Annotated in this window: 20 protein-coding genes; 6 read left to right on the forward strand and 14 right to left on the reverse strand. The window is 37.3% G+C overall.

Annotated elements, in window-relative coordinates; translation table 11 throughout:
• Positions 1-150 precede the first annotated feature (150 nt).
• The 4 genes from BC008_RS19905 to BC008_RS48475 form a co-directional block, all read right to left on the reverse strand.
• Positions 151-1,623 carry a TldD/PmbA family protein gene (locus BC008_RS19905; RefSeq protein WP_027846518.1) on the reverse strand — a complete coding sequence of 491 codons (1,473 nt, stop codon included), beginning with the start codon at positions 1,621-1,623 and terminating at the stop codon, positions 151-153.
• Positions 1,624-1,795: 172 nt separating this feature from the next.
• Positions 1,796-3,070 (reverse strand): RNA-guided endonuclease IscB, encoded by a 1,275-nt coding sequence (iscB, locus tag BC008_RS19910; RefSeq protein ID WP_027846519.1) that lies wholly within the window; start codon positions 3,068-3,070, stop codon positions 1,796-1,798.
• A gap of 645 nt (positions 3,071-3,715) precedes the next feature.
• The gene (locus BC008_RS19915; protein ID WP_058183782.1) at positions 3,716-7,054 is read right to left on the reverse strand and encodes a pentapeptide repeat-containing protein; all 3,339 of its coding nucleotides are present in this window, start codon (positions 7,052-7,054) and stop codon (positions 3,716-3,718) included.
• A gap of 55 nt (positions 7,055-7,109) precedes the next feature.
• A complete protein-coding gene (locus BC008_RS48475; protein ID WP_153009626.1) occupies positions 7,110-7,313 on the reverse strand; it encodes a hypothetical protein in 204 nt (67 codons plus the stop codon).
• A gap of 220 nt (positions 7,314-7,533) precedes the next feature.
• On the opposite strand from BC008_RS48475, the gene BC008_RS19920 reads away from it, so the two are divergent.
• From BC008_RS19920 to BC008_RS19930, 3 genes are all read left to right on the forward strand, one after another.
• On the forward strand, positions 7,534-7,788 hold the full coding sequence (locus tag BC008_RS19920; protein WP_082650583.1) for a type II toxin-antitoxin system HigB family toxin: 255 nt from the start codon (positions 7,534-7,536) through the stop codon (positions 7,786-7,788).
• A gap of 140 nt (positions 7,789-7,928) precedes the next feature.
• Entirely contained in the window at positions 7,929-8,177 is a 249-nt protein-coding gene (locus tag BC008_RS51415) for a helix-turn-helix domain-containing protein (RefSeq protein WP_235595894.1), read from the forward strand.
• Between the two features lie 40 nt (positions 8,178-8,217).
• Positions 8,218-9,111: an ROK family protein gene (locus BC008_RS19930; RefSeq protein WP_027844660.1), complete on the forward strand. Its 894-nt coding sequence runs from the start codon at positions 8,218-8,220 to the stop codon at positions 9,109-9,111.
• Positions 9,112-9,285: 174 nt separating this feature from the next.
• Here BC008_RS19930 and BC008_RS19935 read toward each other — a convergent pair whose 3' ends face one another.
• Together BC008_RS19935 and hepC are read right to left on the reverse strand one after the other, a co-directional pair.
• The gene (locus BC008_RS19935; protein WP_058183783.1) at positions 9,286-10,206 is read right to left on the reverse strand and encodes a DUF1838 domain-containing protein; all 921 of its coding nucleotides are present in this window, start codon (positions 10,204-10,206) and stop codon (positions 9,286-9,288) included.
• 269 nt (positions 10,207-10,475) lie between these two features.
• Positions 10,476-11,237, reverse strand: a complete 762-nt coding sequence (hepC, locus tag BC008_RS19940; protein ID WP_082650584.1) for a heterocyst development glycosyltransferase HepC — start codon at positions 11,235-11,237, stop codon at positions 10,476-10,478.
• A 310-nt stretch (positions 11,238-11,547) separates the two neighbouring features.
• On the opposite strand from hepC, the gene BC008_RS19945 reads away from it, so the two are divergent.
• A complete protein-coding gene (locus tag BC008_RS19945) occupies positions 11,548-12,240 on the forward strand; it encodes a polysaccharide deacetylase family protein (protein WP_027844662.1) in 693 nt (230 codons plus the stop codon).
• Between the two features lie 193 nt (positions 12,241-12,433).
• Here the strand turns inward: BC008_RS19945 and BC008_RS19950 are convergent, their stop codons facing one another.
• From BC008_RS19950 to BC008_RS19970, 5 genes are all read right to left on the reverse strand, one after another.
• Complete coding sequence (locus BC008_RS19950) at positions 12,434-12,802, reverse strand: hypothetical protein (protein ID WP_036266521.1); 369 nt, start codon at positions 12,800-12,802, stop codon at positions 12,434-12,436.
• Positions 12,803-12,933: 131 nt separating this feature from the next.
• Entirely contained in the window at positions 12,934-13,353 is a 420-nt protein-coding gene (locus BC008_RS19955; RefSeq protein ID WP_036266525.1) for a rhodanese-like domain-containing protein, read from the reverse strand.
• A 267-nt stretch (positions 13,354-13,620) separates the two neighbouring features.
• On the reverse strand, positions 13,621-14,733 hold the full coding sequence (locus tag BC008_RS19960; RefSeq protein WP_027844664.1) for a mechanosensitive ion channel family protein: 1,113 nt from the start codon (positions 14,731-14,733) through the stop codon (positions 13,621-13,623).
• A 9-nt stretch (positions 14,734-14,742) separates the two neighbouring features.
• Complete coding sequence (locus BC008_RS19965) at positions 14,743-15,822, reverse strand: mechanosensitive ion channel family protein (protein ID WP_027844665.1); 1,080 nt, start codon at positions 15,820-15,822, stop codon at positions 14,743-14,745.
• Between the two features lie 364 nt (positions 15,823-16,186).
• Complete coding sequence (locus BC008_RS19970) at positions 16,187-16,657, reverse strand: Hsp20/alpha crystallin family protein (protein ID WP_027844666.1); 471 nt, start codon at positions 16,655-16,657, stop codon at positions 16,187-16,189.
• 861 nt (positions 16,658-17,518) lie between these two features.
• Between BC008_RS19970 and BC008_RS19975 the strand changes: the two genes are divergently transcribed.
• Positions 17,519-18,643, forward strand: a complete 1,125-nt coding sequence (locus BC008_RS19975; RefSeq protein WP_027844667.1) for a site-2 protease family protein — start codon at positions 17,519-17,521, stop codon at positions 18,641-18,643.
• Between the two features lie 217 nt (positions 18,644-18,860).
• Here the strand turns inward: BC008_RS19975 and BC008_RS19980 are convergent, their stop codons facing one another.
• The gene (locus BC008_RS19980; RefSeq protein ID WP_027844668.1) at positions 18,861-19,565 is read right to left on the reverse strand and encodes a Crp/Fnr family transcriptional regulator; all 705 of its coding nucleotides are present in this window, start codon (positions 19,563-19,565) and stop codon (positions 18,861-18,863) included.
• Between the two features lie 560 nt (positions 19,566-20,125).
• On the opposite strand from BC008_RS19980, the gene BC008_RS51420 reads away from it, so the two are divergent.
• Positions 20,126-20,920: a globin domain-containing protein gene (locus tag BC008_RS51420; RefSeq protein WP_027846982.1), complete on the forward strand. Its 795-nt coding sequence runs from the start codon at positions 20,126-20,128 to the stop codon at positions 20,918-20,920.
• 45 nt (positions 20,921-20,965) lie between these two features.
• Here BC008_RS51420 and coaE read toward each other — a convergent pair whose 3' ends face one another.
• Both coaE and BC008_RS19995 read right to left on the reverse strand, forming a co-directional pair.
• Complete coding sequence (gene coaE, locus BC008_RS19990; protein WP_027846983.1) at positions 20,966-21,580, reverse strand: dephospho-CoA kinase; 615 nt, start codon at positions 21,578-21,580, stop codon at positions 20,966-20,968.
• A 307-nt stretch (positions 21,581-21,887) separates the two neighbouring features.
• Entirely contained in the window at positions 21,888-23,834 is a 1,947-nt protein-coding gene (locus BC008_RS19995; RefSeq protein ID WP_027846099.1) for a glycosyltransferase family 39 protein, read from the reverse strand.
• Positions 23,835-24,039: the final 205 nt, after the last annotated feature.

Consider the following 24,039-nt stretch of genomic DNA (forward strand, 5'->3'; position numbering starts at 1 on the left):
GTTTCCAAAAATGATTCGTACCGTATTTTGTACCCGTAGGGGCGCACAGACGTGCGCCCTTAAAATCTTTAATACGTCTACCCTTAAGATTGATATATTTCCGCTTTGGAAAATCTTCAATCCAGCACACACAAAAAGACACAAAAATCCTTAACGTCCGCCAACGGTGATTGAATCAACCTTGATATGGGGTTGTCCAACGGTTGTATAAATACTACCGCTCACAGAACCGCAGAAACCCGGAGCTAAAGATAAATCTTGGGAACACATAGAAATTTTATTCATAATTTCTTTTGCTTCCCCAATCAAAATTGCTCCCTTCAATGGCTTGGTCACTTTGCCATTTTCAATCAAATAAGCTTCATCTACACCGAAGTTAAATTCACCGGTTGCACCAACGCTACCACCACCCATTTTCTTGCAATAAATGCCCTTATCGATGGAAGCGAATAAATCTTCGTTCTTGTACTCTCCGGTAGCGATGTAAGTATTACGCATCCGGCTAGCTGCAGCGAAAGTGAAATTCTGGCGACGTCCGCTACCTGTTCTGGGATGTCCGGTACGCATGGAACCAGCCCGGTCTGCTAAGAAGTTCTTCAAAACACCCTTTTCAATTAAAAGTGTTCTTTGAGCTGGCATTCCTTCATCATCCATCTCGATGGTACCAAAAGCGTTGTCGGAACGACCTTCGTCCCAAGCAGTCAAGCTTTCGTGGGCAATTTTCTCACCTTTTTTATCTGCAAAGGGAGTAGTACCCCGCTCAATTTGGGTGGTTTCTAATAAATGTCCGCAAGCTTCGTGGAAAATAACCCCACCAAAATGATTCGCCATCACAATGGGATAGTTGCCAGATTCTACGTAATCAGCGTAAAGCATTTTACCTGCAGACTCTGAAATTTCGTCGGCTGCTTCTTGATAATCCCAGGTTTTTAAGAATTTGGGATCACTAGTGTTACCAGCGCGTTGACCGATAGAAGTACGGTGAGCGCCATCAGCACAAAGAAGATTGAATCCTACCGATTGGGTTAGGCGAATGTCGCGAGCAAAAACTCCATCGCTAGCAGCAACTAACACTTCTTGCCAATCTCGGAAATATGAAGCACGTCGGGATTGAATGTGGGATGCTTTTTTACCCAGGGTACTTGTTGCATCAAGTAATACTTCCCCCATCTCTTGCATGCTGCTGCACAAAGGTAACCAGGCATCTTTACCGCGTTTGGTGCTATAGTCCCTAAATAATTCCAAATTAATTTCTGGAATGAAAGCATTTGGTCCGGGTAATTGCAGACCCATAATATCTAAAGCTTTTTCCAAAGCAGCTTTTAAACCAGCGAAAGAAATGTTATTAGTACTGACATAACAATCAGCCTTACCGCGAAATACTCTCACACCAGCACCGGTGGAAAGGCGTGGTGTAATGCTAGTAATGGCGTCATCCTCTGCAAGGCAGCTAACATAATTAACACGCTCTAGGAAAAATTCCACGAAGTCCGCGCCTGCTGCACGTCCTAAGCCCAATAAAGTTGATAAAGGAGCTTCCCAGGTTTCGTCAAACCTCTCTGTCGCCGAGGAATATTCCAGTGTGGGGATTTGCTTGGATAGGATAATGGTATTTGTTAGCATATTTGCCTCTCAAAGATGGCTTTACTTAGGAAGTTGAGCGAAAATTTAATATAGTACTTACTCTAACAAATCCCAGAAAGTCACAAGAAATTTACGGGAGTTTGGAAGCCCAGTGGTTTTAACCCTGGGAGGAAAAACGACACGGGGTAATTTATTACCCCTTATATTGCTTTTAAAAAGAGTAGGAATAACCATCCTTTTTATGTATTGGAGTACAAAACTTGTAACTGATACCAGCTACCCTACCTGCTTTAGTAGCTATATCAAAACTTCCACTTTTGCGGCATAATAATCTACCAAAATATGTACCTATTTTCTTACCTTTTGTGACGACAGCTTTTACGATATCGCCGGTAGTAAAACCAAAATGTATTTGTTTCCTACCTCGGTGTCTAGTTGGGAAACCAAACTTATTCGTTCCGCACATCTGACGAGTTCCGTGACCATTGCATTTAATCCTTAGTGGTTGGTTTGTTTTTAAGACTAACTTTTCTACATCACCTACACAGGCGGCATCAATCCAATGTTGTTTTTCTAGTTTTAAGCGAATTCGGTTGTATTTGGTTTGAGCACCGGTAGCTGTTTTTACGGGTAATAATCCAAACAAAACTTCGACTACCTTGTTTCTAGTTGAATTAACTGCAGAGGCATCTTTTAGCGGTTTATTAGCATTTGATTTGATTTTCTTCAGTAGTTCTGGCTTCTTTCTCAGGAAATCTTCGACTGGTTTATTCCCTTTCTTCTGGTTGCATTTTTCGCAAGCTAAGCATAGATTACTTACTCGGTTGCTGCCTCCTTTTGAGCGGGGATGGATATGTTCAATTTGGAGGGGTACATCTTTCTTTCTGCAATAAGAACATTCTCGACCCCACTTTTCTAAAAGATATTCCCTGACTTCATAGCCTTGCAGATCTCCTTGCTGGTACTCCACACCAGATATTTCTGGATTTTGCATTTTATGCATATCAAATTTGACTTTTTCAATCCAGATTTCTGCTACTGGAGCGAAAATAATCAAGCGTTTTACCCAGGTTTGAGTTGTTAAAACTCGGTGCATTAAGCTTGGAGGAATCCAGCCAGGCGAGCGTTTGCGGTTATCGAACCGAGCTTTACGATACCGGGTTTTCCTATTGCGGCGAGATCTTCTCAAACTTCTTCTGGATTCTAAAGTTTGTTTAATTTGGTATCCGCGATGCTCTACTTCAGCGCCCCAGATTACATTTTCTCCTTCTGAAACTGCGATGCCAGTAAATCGGGAACCAGGATCGATTTTTACTGTTAAAGGTTTGAGAACAGTTTCTGTTACAGCATGCTTCAGAATTATGGTAAAGGGATAGTTTCTCCAAACGGCTGCTTTTCCTTTTTCCAGTAATTTTCTTGCCCTACGTGGCGTTACTGGGTTTACTGGTTTTTTGTTGGTATCGACTACAAATACGTAATTTTGCATTGCTGCTTTTCTCGTTGGTAATGTTAGCTTCGATAAGGTTTAAAGGCGGCACATCCAAAAAGCACTGACTTAACCCATTGGGTCTATTTAACTTCTTGATTTCAGAGCAAGAAACTAGCTACGCATTTCTTGGTGAGAACTTTAACACTTCCTTGAAACGTAGTGCCCGGAGCACTTAATCTGGTCAGCTAGACCGCAGAGCGGTCACAAGAAGCGTGAGAGACTCCCAGTTTTTAGGCTGGAAGCCCAGTCACTTTAGTGCTGGGTTGCTGACTGTTGAGATCGATTTGCAAACAGATTTATATCATTATTAGTCGTGATGGCAGCTAAAGCTGCGCGTGCAGATCGCAAGTTATACCAATTTCGGAAAATAATAAGACGGATAGATTTTGTAGAGACGTTGCATGCAACGTCTCTACTGGAGAATCTGTTGCAATGATTTATTGAATTGGTATTAGTTTATTTATCATCTGTAACATAACTTGAGAAATGCATTAAGTGTTGTTTGGGAACTTGCTGCAAAAGTTATAAAAGAGTTTACACAATAGTTCGTTTATACGGGAATAATCTACTATATATAAGAACAAATATACTAAAATTCTGTATTACCACTACATGGGAATCACTACTCAATCCTCCGATTCATCATCCATCTTCTACTGGTAGCCCGAGTTTTTTGTGAAATTCTGGACTATATTTTGCTTTTTCCCAATTTTTGGCTTGCTTGATTTGTTCTGGTGTTATATTTCTGGCTTCATATAAGCTTTCATCCCAGAACTTGGCATCATTGAGGTTAGCATCACTAAGATTGGTATAAAGCAAGTTGGCATTTTTGAATTTGGCATCGATAAGTTCGGCCCTGCTAAGATCTGCACTGCTGAGGTCAGCACTGCTGAGATTAGTGTACATGAGTTTGGCATCGGTGAGGTCAGCACTGCTGAGGTCAGCACTGCTGAGGTCAGCACTGTTGAGGTAAGCACTGTTAAGATTAGCACTGCTGAGGTTGGCATAAGTCAGGTTGGCATTTTTGAGTTTAGCACTGCAAAGCTTGGCAAAAGTGAGGTCAGCAGTGCTGAGCTTGACAAGAGTAAGATCGGCTCCACTGAGGTCAGCAGTACTGAGATTAGCAGTACTGAGGTCAGCAGTACTGAGGTTCGCACTGTTGATATTGGCACCACTAAGGTTAGCGCTGCTAAGATTGGCACCGATAAGTTTGGCACTTCTGAGATCGGCACTTCTGAGATCGGCACTTCTGAGGTCAGCAGTACTGAGGTCAGCAGTACTGAGGTTCGCACTGTTAATATTGGTACTACGAAGGTAGGCCCCACTAAGCTTGGCAAGAGTGAGATCGGCACCGCTAAGGTCGACACGACTAAGGTTGGTACGAATTAAATAGGCACCACTAAGATTGGTATAGCTAAGTTTGGCATAAATCAGATTGGCATCACTGAGGTCAGTACCACTGAGGTCAGTACCACTGAGGTTGGCTCCACTGAGGTCGGTACTACTGAGGTTTCTTTTTTCAGTTGGCTGATTAACAATTTCCCAGACTAAGCGCCATTTTTGATCGAGTTTTGTCTCAGAGTCGATGATTGTATTGCTCAGATCGGCACCACTAAGATTGGCACCACTGAGATTCGTATTGGTAAGGTTTGTATAACTGAGATTTACATTAGTCAGGTCGGCACCACTGAGGTTGGTACCGCTAAGATCTGTACCACTGAGATCGGTACTACTGAGGTTTCGTCTTTCAGTTGGTTGATTAACAATCTCCCAGACTAAGCGCCATTTTTGATCGAGTTTTGTCTCAGAGTCGATGATTGTATTGCTCAGATCGGCACCACTAAGATTGGCACCACTGAGATTCGTATTGGTAAGGTTTGTATAACTGAGATTTACATTAGTCAGGTCGGCACCACTGAGGTTGGTACCGCTAAGATCTGTACCACTGAGATCGGTACTACTGAGGTTTCGTCTTTCAGTTGGTTGATTAACAATCTCCCAGACTAAGCGCCATTTTTGATCGAGTTTTGTCTCAGAGTCGATGATTGTATTGCTCAGATCGGCACCACTAAGGCTGGTATTTCTGAGGTCAGCACCACTAATATCGGTACCACTAAGATTGGCACCATTAAGATTTGCACCATTAAGATTGGCACCATTAAGATTGGCACTACTGAGGTCGGAAGTACTGAGATCGGCTCTACTAAGATCGGCATTAGTAAGGTTTCGTTTTTCAGTTGGCTGATTAACAATTTCCCAGACTAAGCGCCATTTCCGGTCAAGTTTTGTCTCAGAATTGATTAATGTATTGCTGAGGTTGGCACCACTGAGGTTAACAGTACTGAGATTGGCTCCACTGAGGTTGACAGCACTGAGGTCAGCACCACTGAGGTTTGTACCACTCAGATTAGCATTAGTGAAGTTTGTACCACTGAGGTTTGTACCACTCAGATTGGCATTAACTAGGTTGGCACCATTGAGGTTAACACCAGTGAGGTCGGTATTAGTAAGATTCCGTCTTTCAGTTGGCTGATTAATAATTTCCCAGACTAAATGCCATTTTTGCTCGAATTTTGTTTCAGAATCGGTTATTGTATCACTCAGGTCAGCACCACTAAGATTGGCATCACTGAAGTTGGTACCGCTCAGATTAGCACCACTGAAGTTGGTATGACTCAAATCGGCACCACTGAAGTTAGTATTACTGAGGTCTGCACCACTGAATTTGGCATTACTGAGATTAGTATGACTGAGATCGGCACCACTAAATTTAGTATTACTGAGGTTAGCATGACTTAAATCAGCACCACTGAAGTTGGCACCACTGAAATCGCCATTGTCACTTAGGAGATTGGCATTACTGAGATCGGCACCCGTGAGCTTGGCTTCTCTGAGATCGGCACCCGTGAGCTTGGCTTCTCTGAGATCGGCATAAATTAGGTCGGCTTCTTTGAGATTGGCATATCTGAGGTTAGCGCCAGCGAGATTTGCATACCTGAGGTTAGCGCCAGCGAGATTGGCATGAATCAGATCGCTATTACTGAGTTTTCGTCTTTCAGCTGGTTGATTAACAATTTCCCAGACTGAATACCATTTTTGATCGATTGTTGTCTCAGAGTCGATGATTGTACCACTGAGGTCCACATTACTAAGGTCGGCACTACTGAGGTTGGCTTTAGTCAGGTTTGTACCGCTAAGGTTGGCATTAGTGAGATCGGCTTCTACCAGATTGACATCACTCAAATTGGCTCCGCTAAGGTCCGTACTGTAGAGTTTTCGTTTCTCGGCTGGCTGATTAATAATTTTCCAGACTAAGTGCCATTTTCGGTCGAGTTTTGTCTCGGAGTCGATGATTGCACAGTTTAGGTTTGCACCACAAAGGTTGGCACTACAAAGGTTGACACCGCAAAGATTGGCATTACTAAGGTTTGCATCTCTAAGATTGGCATATCTGAGGTCGGCTTTTCTCAGGTTGACGTTACTAAGGTTAGTAGCACTGAAGTTCGCTTCTTTGAGATTGGCATATTTGAGAGTGATGCTTTTCAAATCAGTATTCGATAAATTTACCCTTGTCAGAGAAACTGCATCTTCATTCAAATCTTGCAGAGCTTGATTTCTGGCGTAACTGCTTTTTATCCCATCAGCTGCGTCGATCACCTGCCAAGCTTCATAATGTTTTCTTTGTTTTCTGTCATCAATTTCTATAAAATAAAGAATGACAGCGGCAAAAATGCTTATACCTTCAATATTTCTTAAAGTTGTCGCCCAGAACTTTTTGATTTCCGTGTCTTTTTTGTTACCTTCTGGTATTACTAAATACATAATAAATGCTAAAGCAGTAATACAGATGGGAATGATAGAATATTTGATTATTATTTGCCTGATTTTTTTTTGCCTGATTTTTTGTTTGCGTTTTTGAAACCAATTTGCGAATCGTTCGTGTACCGGTCGTTTTTCTGAGCATTTATTGTTATTAGTCATTATCCAAACCCTTTACAATGACAAATGCAAAGATGAAGTATCATTACAGCAATTTTCAGGCGAATAGATCGCAGTGAGCGAAACAATCGATGGTATTATCTTTTATGATGTAATCCATGATTCCAGTCATAGCCTGGTCTAGAGCTTCATAAGTACAAGTCGCCTTAGAATGTAAAAAATGCTTGAGTTTCCACCGGCACAACTCAACTGTAGATAGATCTAGCGAGTAACGTTCCAAATCTTTTGGATTAACTTCCACCTTTGTTTAATTTGTTTCCCGCAGCCACTTTTGATATTTTTTTGTATTTTCTAATGCATTAAACAAAATCTGCGCACAGTAGCGGATAGGTTGAGTAATAAAACTACTAAGTGATATTAACTGCTTGTTATTTGAAACGCTTGTATACAAGGAATCAAATTCGAGATGATAATACTTTTGTGTTGTTGTTTTTAAAGCGGGATGCAAATCATAATCAGTTATGTTACCAGGAATTGCTTGGGTAAGATTGGCAATTTCTTTAGTAATTTATTTAATAATTTCTTTGATTTTAGCAGAATGGAAAAATCTAATTGAAGTTCAAGCTATTTATCCAAAAGCTTCTGCTTTTGGCAACTTCACTGTGTTTAATATAAAAGAAAACAATTATCGCTTAATAGTTGATATCATTTACAAAACTCAAAGAATTTATATTAAATATGTCCTAACTCACGCCGAATATGATAAGGATAAATGAAAAAATTACCCGTACTTTTAATTCTGAATCTTACGGTAAACTGCTAGCTGAGTATCAACCAAAAACAATTACTACCCGAACAAGCTATCAAACTAGCACAAAGCTTAGAACATCATCCCAATCGTACAGCAGAAAAGGAGATGCTGTTGGAACTGTTGGTGACATTAATTGAGAAATTTGAAGAAACTCATTACCCAATACCCCAAGGTACTCCCCATTCGATGTTAATACATCTGATGGAGGCACGGGATCTTACTCCAGAAGCATTAGCTGGGGTAATTGGTTCTAGGGAAGTTGTTTGGGAAATTGTTAATGGCGCTACCATCAATAAAGCACAAGCAGAAGCTCTTGCAGAGTATTTTCGTGTGGATGTGAATTTATTTGAATAGTGAATTGCGCATAGCACTATATTTCTATGAGGAGAAAATAATGCCACTTTGGGGAGGGATAGAAGCTGGAGGAACAAAATTTATATGTGGTGTAGGAACTAAACCTAATGATATACGTGCAGAAATTCGCATTCCAACAACCACACCACAAGAAACAATACCTCAAGTAATTGATTTTTTCCATCAGCAAGAAAAACTTGAAGGTACCTTGGAAGGTATTGGAATTGGTTCCTTTGGACCTTTAGATCCAAATCCTGCTTCTCCTACTTTCGGCTATCTCAAGCATACACCCAAACATAATTGGGTAGACTTTGATTTTGTGGGTGCAATTAGGCGCGAATTCAAGATACCAATAGGTTTTGATACCGATGTAAATGCTGCAGTTTTAGGTGAGTATCGCTGGGGAAATGCCCAAGGATTAGATACTTTCATCTATATTACTGTTGGTACCGGAATAGGTGGAGGAGGAATGGTTAATGGTAAATTAATCCATGGTCTGCTTCATCCTGAAATGGGACATATTTTTATCCCTCACAATTTAACAGAGGATCCCTTTACCGGTTGTTGTCCTTTCCACAATGACTGTTTGGAAGGATTAGCATCTGGACTTGCAATTGAAAAGCGTTGGGGTAAAAAAGCAACTTCTCTTCCACCGGAACATCCAGCTTGGCTTCTAGAAGCAAACTATTTAGCTCTTGGTTTAGTAAATTTCGTTCTCACTTTATCACCTCAGAAAATCATTATGGGAGGTGGTGTCATGAATCAAAAACAGCTTTTTCCACTTGTACGTTCTCAAGTCCAGAAACATCTTAGTAGTTACTTAAAAGTTCCAGAAATCCTCAATGAAATCGAAGATTATATCTTACCTCCAAAATTAGGTAACAAAGCTGGTCTTATGGGAGCTTTTGCTTTAGCAGAACAAGCTGCTCCCTAGTTCAATTCCCCTCCTCATATCATGTCCGGTAAAAGACTTATAATAAGGTTCGTAGTAGCGCTTTAGCGCAATAGACAAATGTTGGCGCTATTAGCGTTAGTGTGTCCGTCAGGACATAGCGCTACTACAAACATATTTTTTCATAAGTAATTAAGCGCTTATCATATCAGTTCTTCAGCTACAAGACCTGTTATCCTCAAACTCTGGAATGGGAAATTCTGCACCCTTTAAATACTCGTTGAAGTGTTTGCGAAAATAAGTCCAAGATGTTTCATTTTCGGCTGCAAGAAAACACCTGGGAGCTTTCTTATAAACAGGAAGTCGCGAAGTAATTAATTTTTGAAGTACGGGTGACATTTCTTCAAAGTCCCGAAATTTGCTAAATGCAGCGCTGTAAACAAGTTGTCCCGGGCGATCGCCCATTTTCATCCAAGGTAACCACGGTCCAAGACGAGTCCAAGTACCGGAAAATGATTCAGTTGTAGCTTTTGATGTATCTGTTGCTTCTTCCAGGGGAACAGTAAACTTAAAAAATTCTCCAGCTTGGTATAGTTTCTCGGGACTGTAATTTTTAAATTTTGGATCGTTCCCCAAAACATTGGGATAGGTAAGGGGAATATCGAGTACGAAAGTAACATTTTCACCATTGATAAAAACTGGATACTCTCCTCTCACAATATTTTGCACTGGATTATTGGCTATATGAACAACCGGTACAACTTCCTGTGTCCAAGGATTTTGCCAATTTTCTAGTATTTCATTGGTTTGGGGATCCAAGTAAAAGGTAAGCTCGCGAGATGTTAGATACCATTCTCCCCCATCATCCTGGAAACAGCGAGCAACATTCATTCCAATGATATTAAAAAGCTTTCGTTGTCTTTCCTGGGGTACAAAAGCGTAAACAGAACCTCGCCACTCTTTATATATATTCTTTCTATCAGTAGAACAATAACTACGTATCAGTTCTTCCGTCCCCAAACTTTGCAGATCGGACGTTGCAGTATTATTATTCGTTTCTTTTGAAACCCTTGCAGAAGCCGTACCTGCAGCGATAAAAATTGCTAAGAAGCAAGAAAAAGCTTTGACAAACTTCATGGAAAACTCGTAATTCTCATCAGATATACCCTGAGAAATAAAATGATTTTTATTCTCAATCCTAGAGATATTACAAAATTTATCCGTCGAGAGAAAAGTATAGCAGGATGTATTTAGCTATATTTTTGCAGGACATTTTTTGTTCGCCATTCTCTGTTCCTTTTGCAGCAGAATATACACAATTTGGGAAAAAAGAAGGAGCCAAGCGCTCCTACAAAAAAACTTAAAACTATACTGGTATTTAATCGTTTCAATGATTTATTCAAATACTAAGAGTTAAGAATATTGAGATTAACTTGTTGAAATTTAACTTCATTTAGCAAACAGTCTTTAAATATATGAGGTAGATTATTTAATCGCTGTTGTTTTTGTCTTTTTATCATTAATGAAGTAAAAAATCGATAAGGAACGGTTTCTATTAAAGTCATATCACCACGCAGAACATTGAATAACTGCGGGAGATAAGCAAAAACATCATAAACTATCAAATTTAACGTATATTTCCCATAATCCTGGTTGGGTTTTTGAAAGTTGGGGATACTGCTTGTTTTTAATGCTTTCGTATTAAACTTAATAACTCTAAACAGCCTACCTCGCTTGTCAATACGCCATTCACGAACAAATACTTGATTTGAAGAGTTAGTAATGAGGAAAGCTAATAACATCATTACCGGACTCAATACTATAATTAGGAATGAGGCAAAAATTAAATTGAAAAAGTAATCAAAAAAGCCAAAAAACCAATTTAATCGTCCCTTGTGTTTTTGATTTGCTGGCAGTTTTAAATATATGGGTTTACCTGCTTGTTCGCAAGCATCAGCCCAAAATAGAACCTCTTTTCCCCCTAATTTTGGATCTATACAAACTAGATTTACTGAAGAATGTTTTAAACACTCAACTAACCATTGTTTGCTGTGTACAGCAGGTAGATTGACTTGTTCAACTTCATCCACGGGTTTAACTAATAATTTACCCATACGCCACTTCAGCGCACAAGTGGATAAACTGTTGTTTTCGAAATAGTCTATCATGGTTACTCTATTTCAATTTTGCAGGCAGTATTTAGATTAGGGATACTGGTCCATTACTAAAGTTTGAAGAATTATGGCAAAATAACTTACCAAAATTACGCTCTCATATTTTAGATAAATTGAGTCAGTTAGCCCCCCTATATATGTCTTCATGCTCTGAGGTTAGTATTTATGTTTATTTTTACAAAAATAAATATACTTCGAACGGTAGACTCTGGAATGGGATCGAAGTTCAAAATAAAAGCTGCACTGGTTCCGACCTAAAATGCGATCGCCCTCGGAGTAATTGATATTTGAAAATATCCCAATTATGCAATTTTTTCCTATATTTCCAATTATTTACCGTATTCTCCGCCCCAACTTCCCTGATTGTCTTTGGGAGGGGAATAACAGTTCCCGTAACATCGCACTTACTTTTGATGATGGACCTCATCCCCAATACACTCCAAGACTCTTAGAAATTCTCGAATATCACAAAATCCCTGCAAGCTTTTTTTTATTGGGAGCGTGTGTCGAACGTTCACCACATATTGTTAAAAAAATTCATGCTTCGGGTCATTGGATTGGTTTACATGGCTATACTCATCATAATTTTCCATTCCTTTCAGAAACAGAACTTCAGCAAAGTCTAGAAAAAACTCAGACTGCAATTTCTAGTGCTTGTGGATTGCGATCGCAACAAATACGAGATGTTCGTCCACCTAACGGTTTTTTTACACCTAAGACTCTAAAACTACTACAAAAGTGGAATTACCGACCGGTGATGTGGAGCGTGGTACCGGAAGATTGGGTTAGACCTGGAGTTCTGACTGTGACACAAAGAGTTTTAAAATTAGTCAAGCAAGGCTCAACGATCGTTTTACATGATGGGTTTTGTGGAGGAGAGGATGTTGCAGAAATAGCGAATACCTTAATTCCTCAATTATTAGAAAGGGAATATAATTTCGTCACAATTGATGCTTTATGGGAGGAAAAAATAAAAAAGGTTAAACGCGATCGATAGATGTATTTACCTATTTGTATATGTAGATATTCGTATAGATGGAGAAATTCAGCTCTAGAACTAATTTCTAAAGCCTTCTAGAATTTCTCTACACCCGAAATTTGGATCGATAACTTAGATTAATTATTGCTACACTACTTCGAATTTCGCTACATTATAGTGTTTCGGAAAAATCCTCGCGCAATTTCTTTTTTTAATCCCAAACACGTTTACCGTTTTCGTCTGTGCGCGCTTGTCTGATGACGTCTGAAATCTCCTCTGCATCTTTGACGTGATGCAAGGCTTCTTTATCACCTTCTGTATCTTCCACAACGAAATATGTCGGAACAGTCACATGGTCTCCAGTGATATCCGGTGCATCCACTGCTACCTGCTTTGCTTTTTGATCTAGATTCTTCGATCCATCAATACGATCGCCAGGATTTATGGGTAAATCATTTCCTTTACTGTCTATTTCCTGCTGCTGTTGTTGTTTTTGCTCTGGAGCAACTTCCTCTGGATTAAGTGGTTGTTTATCTTCTAATTGACGATTTTCTAAAGTTAAATTTTGGTTGTTATTCATAGGTTTAATACTTAGACTATGTTTGTTTCGATCTAAGATTAATCCTAAAAAAACATATTGAATATTCTCTCTATCAAATGGCAAAGATAAATAAAATAGTTTTATACCATAAGTTATACTGCGATCTATTTCTAGTCCTTTTCTATTTCTAGTCCCTTACTTCGCCAAGCAGACATATCTCCTTGTAGGTGTAAGATTTTTTTAAAGCCTGCTTGTTTAAGGGTATGTTCTGCAATTTTAGCTCTAAAACCTCGTTCGCAATAAACTATAATTTGCTTTTTTGCTGAGGATTTGATTCCATGTAAACGAGATGGTAGTTCTCGATATTCAATATTTATTGCTCCTGGAATATGACCTTCTGAATATTCTTTTGCTGTGCGTACATCTAAAATTATTGGTACTGCATTTGTGTTAATGACTTGAGCTAATTCAATTGGAGAGATTTGTTTAGTTTCTGGAAGTATCTCACTACAAGCAACAGTAGTTTTATAAAGACTCAACCCTAAAAATATTATGACCGACCACCTGAATATATTCTGATGTAATCTCATTCAATTAAAATTATCTTTCAATCTTATTTTTCATCTTTACTTTTTTATATTTTAAGACACGCTGTAAGATATCATAATAACGGTCAGTTCTTGTAAATATCCTTGCTTATAGTCCGGTCATCACTTGCGCTTTGTCTAACAAAGTAAGTAAAATCTTAGATTCAATCGGTACAGTCAACTTTTTATCCCCATGGGTTATTAGTATTTCAACCATACCTGCCAATTTATCTGTAATGGTAAACAATATGAACTTATAGATATAAACTTTTAAATAGTGATGGGTGACTCCACATAAATATTAGGTTCTTGCATCTCAAACTCTATTCCATAATCTTTTAACTGTAAAGAGACTTTTTCATTTGCTATCTCTAATAAGCGTTTTCGTAATTCAATAGAATTTTCACTAGATCCTAAAATGAAAAATGTTACTCTTGCTCTAGATTCTTTAGTTTCTGAGCTATGACTTATAAAAATACTAGTACTACCTGGATCGATTCCAGTAATTGCATCGGTGCTTTCCTGAATAACTTGTTTTACTAAAGCCTGTTCTTTATCTATTAACTGTTTATTAAAGTCGAGATAGAGTAAAACCATTACTTTTTTACCACGAGTAATATTTTCAATCTCTAAATTAGCTAATGTGGAATTAGGAACGATAATCAAAGTACCTTTTGCAGCAGTTCTAATTTTACTAGAACGTAGTCCAATTGACTCCACTCGACCAAATAAACCTTCCGATAACTGACTAGAAGAAGGTATACGGATATATTCACCAGGAATGAAAGGTCTATCTAAGTAAAGTACTAAAGTACCCAATAATTGCTCTAGTGTTTTCTGTGCTGCAAAAGCAACTGCTAAACCCCCAATTCCCAAACCAGTTAGAGGAGCAATTAAATTCATTTTTCTCATTCCAGCAAATGCAAAAGCAGCAATAACACCAATTGTGATGTTAACTACTGTTTCTGCAATTACTACTAAGTCATCAATCTCATAACCTAGTTTACGTAAAAAATGAATACCATAAACTCTAAGAAATTGACTCCATAAACGTGAAAATAACCAAGCTATAATGATAACAATTCCTAAATCCATCAAAACACGAAAAAAATCATAGAATGCTTCATCAGAAAGTAAAAAGTCTAACCAATAAGAAATTGAGATGAAAGCAACTACAATCTTAATTAAGCCACTAATTGGATCTACCGATTTTTCATAGACATCCATAATTTGTGATGTCGCAAAACGAGAGATGAAAAACTTTATAATTGCAGGAACATATCTTGCAAGTATTAAAGAAATGATAGCTAAACCCAAAAAAATTAATATATTATTAACACCCTGACCTTCTAAGAAAGATATTATATCTTCTATATATTTCATGTTTACCCCTTAAATTGTAATAGGTGCATCAACATAAATTGTTGAGTCATCTAGTCTAAACTCTATACCATACTCTTTTAGCTTGGTGTCAATCTTTTGCTTAGCTTTATCGAGCAATTGACGCCGTAATTCCATTGATTCTTCACCAGAAGAACCTAAGATAAAAAATGTTATTTGAGCTTGATTAGTACTTTTAAATGCAATATCGGTATTACGTGAATCTAGACCGAAAATATCGCTAGTACTTGCCAAAATTACTTGTCGAATTAATGCTTGTTCTTGTGATTGAATTTCTCGGTCAAAGTTTAAATTGATAACTGACATTACTTTTTTCGCTTCCGTATAATTCTCAATATTCATTTGGGTTAAAGAACTATTAGGAACAATTAATACTGTACCTTTTCCGGAAGTTCTTATTTTAGTAGAACGCCAACCAATTGATTCAACTCTGCCAAAAATACCATCAGATAAACCAATGTAGTCATCTATTTTAAACGGTTGATCTAGATATAAGACAACTCCACCAAGAAATTGTTCCAAAGTTTTTTGAGCCGCAAAAGCAATAGCTAAACCACCAATTCCCAAACTTGCTAATAAGCCAAGTATATTAAATTGATGTAGCTGTGCAAAAATTATTATCCCAAATACAATAATTGCTAAGTTAACAATTACTTTCCCTGTTATAATTAGCTCGCTATTAGCCTGTTTACCACTGTTAACAGCTATATCCAAAAGATACACATCTAGAAACTTTTCAGTTATTTTAGAAGCAAGCCAACAACTTATAACTGTTAAGATAAAACTAATAAATAACTCAATTATCGGGTAATTTTTAGCGACTGAGATTGATTTAATGATTATTTCTATAAAAATTATTCCGCTAAAAATAGCTATTAACTTATTATAGGGAGTTACAACTTTTTGAATAGTTTCACTTATATTCGGAGAAACAAAACTGGCTATGAGAAAATAAAACAGCGGTAATATGAATTGCGAAACTATAGCTACCACAATAGTAGATAAACCTAATAAAATTATAATTGTTGTACTACGATCTAATATTGAAATATCAAATAATAAATCTGCCATGAAATTTTTCCTATTACTGAATATTAATATTCATCAAGTCAAGCACATGGGTATATAACAGATTTCTTCACACCTGTAACTTTCAGAGTATTTATTTGAACAATGAATTAATTGCTTAAAATCTATATTTACTTATTACTATTACACCAATAGTAATATTTTTATCTGTTATCTAAATCACAGGCTTTATAAATAAAAAAATTAAACAACTATAAGAATCATATGAGTGGTATCTATTACCAATAAAAAGCCTGATTCTTTTTAGAACCAGGCTGGTATTTATACAAAATTACTATTATCGAAATACAAGACTTAATGACTTAATAACTTAATTCAAGATAATGTTTTGCAAATATCAAAGAGATTAACTTCCTATGTTAACCTTGACTGCTTTATTTTTGTCTTCGGTCATTTTAGGTAATGTCAGACTCAAAATACCATTTCTATAATTAGCGGTTACCTTAGTATTTTGAATTTTCACTGGTAAGGGAATTACACGGTGGAATTTACCGTAGTGCAATTCACTTTTAGTATGACCGTGTTTCTTACTTTCTGTTTCTGCTTTACGTTCTCCATTAATAGAAACTGATTTTTCTGTTGCTTCAATATCCAGATCTTCGACTTTCATTCCTGGAATTTCTAATCTAAGATAAAATGCACTATCAGTTTCAATTAATTCGGCAGCAGGAACCTTAGTAAAATTATTTACATCATTTGACTCTGTTGAGACCAAGTCATCAAGTAAGCTGTGGAAATGATGTTCTGGATGTAAATGATGTAAACGATGTTCTATATCGTCAATCTTTCTCCAAGGGTTAAAGTGAACTAATGACATACAGTTCTCCCTCAACTTACTAGAATTTTTTCACAAATTCAGTGTTCTACTGATTGCTTTGATTCCTATATTAAATGAGGATTTAAGGTAATGTATACTCGGTTCTCTCGCTGATTAGTTAATGATTACCGAACATTAATTGCAACCTTAAATGTAATTGTCAAAATCAAAAAAATAAAAATCAAAAAAATAAAAATCAAAACAATCTTTAAAACAAACTGAAAATATTAGGGTTAACTGTTATCTCTCTAATACCGTCAACTCTATTTATATTGAAATTATTTTAAAACGACAACACCCGATATTCTACTTCCTTGATGATTTCCTCTTATTCATCAATGTTTAGGTTTGTACTGAATTTATAACTTTAACCTGAAAGTAAAGCACTTTAACCTAGAAGTGAAGCAAAAATTCAGTTACATTACCCCCTTCGCCACTTTGAAGAAATCTAAGTTTTCGCTTTGGGTGGGTGTTGTTGTTCGTTCGGTGGACAGATAGTAAAACAGCTCTTTTACCTCTTAACTAAGACAATTCAACTAAACTACTTTGGCTGCTATATCTGCCGGAGAAGCTATTTCAGCTTTGATAATCAATCTATCACTATCAGCAAATTGGTGATTTACATCGCAAATAATCTTCACTTTTCTTGTTTTTTCTTCTCGTTTTTGAGGAGCGAAATTTGTCCATTCATTCCCAAATTCACCTTTACTGTATAGGTTTTAATAACCAAAGTCGCATAACCGCACCTGTATGGACGGACACCACTACAGTTACAAAGATTAAATCTGCTTAACATTTCGTTACCATAGAAACATCGAGAGAATTAAAAACCTCTCAAGGCTGAAATACAATGTAAAAGCCATGAATAATACAATTCGTGTTGGTAATCTCTTTGGAATCCCTTTTTATATCAACCCATCCTGGTTTTTAGTTTTAGGTTTAGTGACTTGGAGCTATGGTGGTGGACTGATGGCGCAATTTCCCCAGCTTGGCGGGGGAGTGGCTCTAATATTAGGTTTAATAACAGCATTATTAGTATTTAGTTCTGTTGTCGCTCACGAGTTAGGACACAGCTTTGTAGCTATTAGTCAGGGAATTAATGTTAAATCAATTACATTATTTATATTTGGTGGATTAGCAAGTTTAGAAAAAGAGTCTGAAACTCCTGCTGGAGCCTTTTGGGTTGCGATCGCTGGTCCTTTAGTTAGCTTACTCCTGTTTGGAACCCTTACAGCTATTGGTATAACAACTAATCCATCGGGACCATTGGCTGCAATTCTTGGTCTTTTAGCATCAGTTAACTTGGCATTAGCGCTATTTAATTTGATTCCAGGTTTACCATTAGATGGCGGTAATATACTCAAAGCAATTGTTTGGAAAGTTACTGGTAATCCTTACAAAGGTGTGACTTTTGCAAGTCGAGTTGGACAAGTATTTGGTTGGTTAGCGATCGCATCCGGTCTAGTTCCTCTATTGTTATCCGGTAGTTTTGCTAACATCTGGAACTTATTGATAGGCTTCTTTTTACTTCAAAATGCTGGTAATGCAGCTCAATTTGCTTCAATACAGGAAAAGCTTACTGGTCTAACTGCTGAAGATGCTGTAACGAATAATAGCCCAATTGTTTCGGATAATCTTAGCTTACGAGAATTTGCAGACGAACAAATTTTAAGTCAAAAAGATTGGCGTAGGTTTTTGGTAACGGACGATAGCGGACAATTGTTAGGTTCAATATCGATTGACAGTTTACGAAATATTCCTACTGAATTATGGTCAGAAACTCGAGTAGTAGAAGTCATGCGACCAATTGAAGAATCTACAATTGTGCGTTCGGGTCAACCGTTATTGGAGGTTATTCAATTACTCGAACAACAAAAGTTATCCGCACTTGCTGTAACTCGCGACAATGGAGCATTGGTTGGAATTTTAGAGAAAGCAGCCGTTATCAATCTACTGCAAAACAGAGTAAAAGCTAATCCTGCATAATTCTCTGGAATTTTCTGAACAATTGATTTTCTTTAATAGAAATATCCAAAATAAACCCGTTTTCGTAGTGCGAGAGTTGAGCTATAGAACGGGGTTATTTTCATTTATAGCGGATTGCAAGTAAGTGAGGTACAGCCAAAAAGCTAGAAATTATATGTAAAGCAGCTTTCACTCCTGACTCCTGCCTCCTGACTCCTGACTTCTGCTATGATTATTTCTATTTAGAATATGTAATCTTTTCTAACTGCTGCCAATTTTTCACAATAATCTTACCTCCTCGCTGATAAGTAACAACTTGATTTATTTTTTTGAACAAGCGCACGCACTCTTCATAAGTAATACCAATGCTTCGAGCTATTTGATAATAGGGAAGGTTAATATTTAAACAATCCCCTTGAACTGTGGTGTGAGTTCCATCGCGATGAGCGTAATATTGAATCACGCGTACCAGACGCACGATCGCTCGCTCCGAAATTAGTCCATGTACGGTGTTGTGGAGCTGTTGTAGACGTTGATTAAAAACAGAAAGTATGCGCAAAGCTATTTCTGGATGATGGCGAATTACTTCTAATAATGCTTCTTTTTCTACTGTCAATACTTGTGAGTCTACCTGAGCGATCACTGTAGCGGGTGAAATTCCATCGCCAAAAATAGCCGGAGCTGCAAAAATTTCTCCTGGGGGAATCAAACGTACTAATGTTTCTTTCCCATTGGTAGCAGTTTTTTTAATTTGTAATATTCCCGTACTTAGAGCGTGAAGTTGAGGTGGAAGGCGATCGCCCTCATGTACGATAATTTCATTGCGCTGATAATCTCGAATGCAACTATGAGGTACAAGATACTCTAATTGAGCGGTTTCTAAGTCTAGAAAGACCGAAATTTTGGCGATCTGTTCAATTGAAGAGTGACCTCTGATTAGCATCTGTTGAAAAATCAAACAATAAAGTAAAAAAGAATTTAGGACAGACCGCGCTTACAGCGTTAGCATAGCGGGGTGTAAGCACAGCAGGAGTCAGGAGTCAGGAGTCAGGAGTCAGGAGTCAGGAGTCAGGAGTCAGGAGTTAGGAGTCAGGAGTCAGGAGTCAGGAGTTAGGAGTCAGGAGTCAGGAGTCAGGAGTCAGGAGTCAGGAGTCAGAATTCAGGAGATAGAATTTGAACCTGCATCATACCTAAATTTTACCTTTTAAGCTGTACCTCACTTACTTCCAATCTGCGATATCTATTGACTTAAGGTAGAAAAACTCAAATACTATTTGTGATTTTGAAAGAAAATTTGATCGGTTTCGCTCCATATTTATGAGCTAGCTCAGAGACACAGTAAAAATTTAGTGAGAAAGTGAATATAACTTCAAATGTAAGGGTGTGAAATTTCCTTATATCTTTAGTTGATATCTGTAGTGGAGATGAAATAAGCCTTCATCTTCTTTATCTCGAACTATTCTCGATTTTTTGTTTGTATAGATACATTTAGGAATCAAATATATGACTAACACTATTAATTCTCCCAGTACTTACTTTACAACAACCCTCAAAGATACAATTGAATATTCCCAAACCAAGACAATTAGCAAAGTTTTGTTTAAAGATAACAACACTCAATACACTCTACTTTGTTTAGCTAAAGGTAGAGAAATTAAAGAACATACTTCAACTCGCAACGCAACAATTACAGCGATCGAGGGACTAGGAATTCTTACCTTAGAAGGTAGAGAAATTATCTTGACCCCAGGTGTGTTTATATTTCTACCAGCTAATACCATCCACGCGGTACGAGCTACAGAAAATCTTTCCTTTATGCTTACCCTTTCAGAACATCTCCAAGCAAAAAGTGGTGTCAGCCAAAAAACCGTTGATATCGTTAAGTCTACTGCTCCGATGCTCAAAAAACGCGGTAAACAAATTACTACGCGGATGTATGAAATCATGTTTCACAACCATCCAGAAGTGAAAAAACAGTTTGATATGTCCGCACAAGCTAATGGTTCTCAACCAGCAAAACTTGCAAATGCAGTTTATGGTTATGCTAGTCACATCGATAATCTTGAAGCATTAAAGTCCACTGTGGAAACAATAGCCCACCGTCATGTCAAAACTCATGTTCAACCCGAACAATATGCCATTGTAGGAGAAAGTTTATTACAAGCAATGAAAGATGTATTGGGGGATGCTGCAACTGATGAGGTGATGACAGCATGGACAGAAGCTTATGAAATATTAGCTGAGGTTTTTATTAAAAGAGAACAGCAAATTTATTCATCATCACCTGCAGTTTTGTAAAATTACTCGTCAATGTCGCGACTATTGACTGTTCATAAACCCAGTTTAAACTGTATTTGAACTTGATTTCCGTTCATGTTTTGCTAGCACAGTGTTTATTTGCTTCAATAAAACTTCTACAGTAGAAGAATTATCTAAGACTACATCTGCATTTTTTACTTTTTCTTCTAAGGGTATTTGACTGCTAATTCTGGCTTTAGCTTGTTCTAATGTAAGATTATTTCGTTGCATCAACCTTGGTAATTGCTGTTCTTCATTGCAATATACAACCCAAATTTCTGTTACCATATCGGTCATTTCAGCTTCGAATAGTAACGGTACAACTAAAACTAATGTTTCCGAGGTTGATTCTTCAATACCTTGAATAAATCTTTGCTGGACATAGGGGTGAATTAAATTTTCTAGCCATAAACGTTCTGTTGGACCGTTAAAAATAATTTCCCCGAGTTTGTGACGGTTGAGGTTTCCATCATCAAGCAAAATTTCTGTTCCATAACGTCCTACGATTTGTTGAAAAATTGGCGAACCTGTTGCGACAGCTTCTCTTGCATAAATGTCTGCATCCAAAACTGGTAAATTATAGGTTTTCTCTAAATAGTTCGCTACAGTAGTTTTTCCTGTTGCGATACCTCCGGTTAAGCCAATAATTCTTTTGTTCATCCTTGTGTTGTCAGTTAACAGTTATCAGTTATCAGTTATCAGTTATCAGTTATCAGTTATCAGTTACCAGTTATCAGTTACCAGTTATCAGTTATCAGCTATCAGTTACCAGTTACCAGTTATCAGTTACCAGTTAATGCGCTGTCGTGCACGCTAGAGTAGAGCCTGCGGCGTCGGCGTTAGCCTCTAGCTGCGCTACCTACGGATCCGCTAACAGTTTATGGCTAACGCCACGCCCTTACGGGCTACAGTTATCAGTTATCATTTACTCCTTACTTATTACTTATTACTTGTTACTCATTACTCCTTACTCAAAGTTTTCACACCGATAAAGTTGATAGGGTACTCCAATACGGTAATGTTGTTTGGGATCTATGGTGCAAGGAATTTGTGAGGACAAGTTGGTTTGCTGGGGATAGTCGCGACGTCTAAGACCTGGCGCAATTACCCACAAATTTACCTGTGATTCCTTTGGTGGAGGTAACTCAGCTAGTTTTTGCCAAACTGCTTGAAATCCCTGTTTTTGAGAAAAAAATGCAAACTTATCGGCTGTTGAATATTTTTTAGTGGGTAAATTTTCTTTTCCCAAGCGATCTACTTGTAAATTTCCTTTTACTAAACCTCCTGCTGTTAAATCTTTTGTTATAAAATCTCTTGTTGTTAAAGTTGAATCACTCGATACATAAGTAATTTTTGATTTTTTTTGTTCTTTTTCTGCATCTAGGGCTAGAGCAAAACTTAATCCTAGCGCGACATCTTGGTTATCTCTATACCCCATGACTACTATTGATGGTATTGATACTTCTCGATCTATACTTTGAGCGAATTCACTGGGAAGAAAGGGTTTTTTAAAGGCAAAGTTATTAATTACGAATAATGAGCTTATGACTCCAATTAGTAAAACTAAATATCTTGTCAGCGCTACAGAATTTATTTTATTTACAAAACTTCTCAGCTTGTTGAATTGAAATTTATTAAATTTAAACTTGTTGAATTTTTTATTTTTACTGGTATTTTGATTTTTATTTAAGTTTCTAGTCGCGCATAAGCTAGCAGATATCAGGGCGCAAAAACTGGGAAAGTAAATAAAGTTGTAACGGGGTATTGCTGTGATATCTTTGCCCAAAATATATGCGATCGCAAAAAATTCTAAAATAATAAATATTGAATAACTTAAAAGTGTAACTGCTGAAAAATAGGTTTTAGGTGCAGATAATAACTGTTTTAAACCCCGGAAAACTTGCAAACTTACCCAAACACCAAATAAAAGCATTAATACACCGCAGGCGATCGCTATTGGTAAAGGTTGATTTTCTACTGGTAATACAATTAACATTACCAGCCATCCTGCCAGGGTTTGATAAATTGGAGCAATATGGACGGGAGCATGGAGCCAGCTAGTATCTGCACTAGTAAAATGTTTGGTAATAATTGGTAGCCAAGGTAAAAAACTTAAACTAGTTGCACCAATTGACAAAACTAACGCCAGTAAAATTTTACGTTGAGGAAGAATATTACCTTGTTGTTCCTGTGGTTTTTTAGGATATATTAATTTTCCATACATTAAGACAATAAAAGTCGCAATTTGGGCAATGAACGCCAAAATACAAAAATAGTGGACATAAAACCCAATGCTGTTAACAATTGTCCATCCCAACCAGACTGAAAATTTTATCTGATTCCGTTCGATGATATCCCGTTGAATTTTTATCAACCCCAACAGTGATATTGAAATCAACAGCATTGGTAAGGTGTAATGTCTTGCTTCTTGGGAAAGGTAAACTCCAAAAGGTGAAACAGCCATCAAAGCAGCAGCCATTAAGCCAGCTTGAGTAGAAAAAGCAATTCTATTGACAGCATAGATTGGTATAACTGTAAGCACGCCAAATATGGCTGGGAGGTAACGTAATTGTGTGACTAAATCTTGCTCCTTAGGAGAAACCCAACTTAGCCACTGATACATTCCACAAAAAAATAATGGGGGATGGGTAGATTGATTGGAAAGATTTTCGGCAATTTGAGAACAGCTTCTCCCTGTTTCTAAACTCAAAAAATTTCGCCAATTCTCCAAAGGTAGTGCTACATCTAAAGGTAAATCTTGATAGTTTTTACCTAAACTGAAGATGGCTGTAATAACTTCATCCATCCATAAAGGCTTTAAATCCAGGTGCCAAAATCGTAAAATTGCAGCAAGTAAAACTAAAAAAGTTAAACTTAAGTAATGTAGGAAATATTTTGATTTTAAATTTGTCATTATTGATTTATAAACTCATTTATTAGATTAAGTCTGATGTCTGTTTTAAAGTATCCGTAAAGGTTGTAAGATTTTTGTTCTTTCCAAAACCCCTTGACAAAATAGATTTTTATTAAACTCTATTGATATAAACTGATTGAATAACAAAATTTGTTATTACAAATACATACTAATTAAGTGTCAAATGTACCCACCATTTTCTAGC

Source organism: Mastigocoleus testarum BC008, from assembly GCF_001456025.1.
Taxonomy (GTDB): Bacteria; Cyanobacteriota; Cyanobacteriia; order Cyanobacteriales; family Nostocaceae; genus Mastigocoleus; species Mastigocoleus testarum.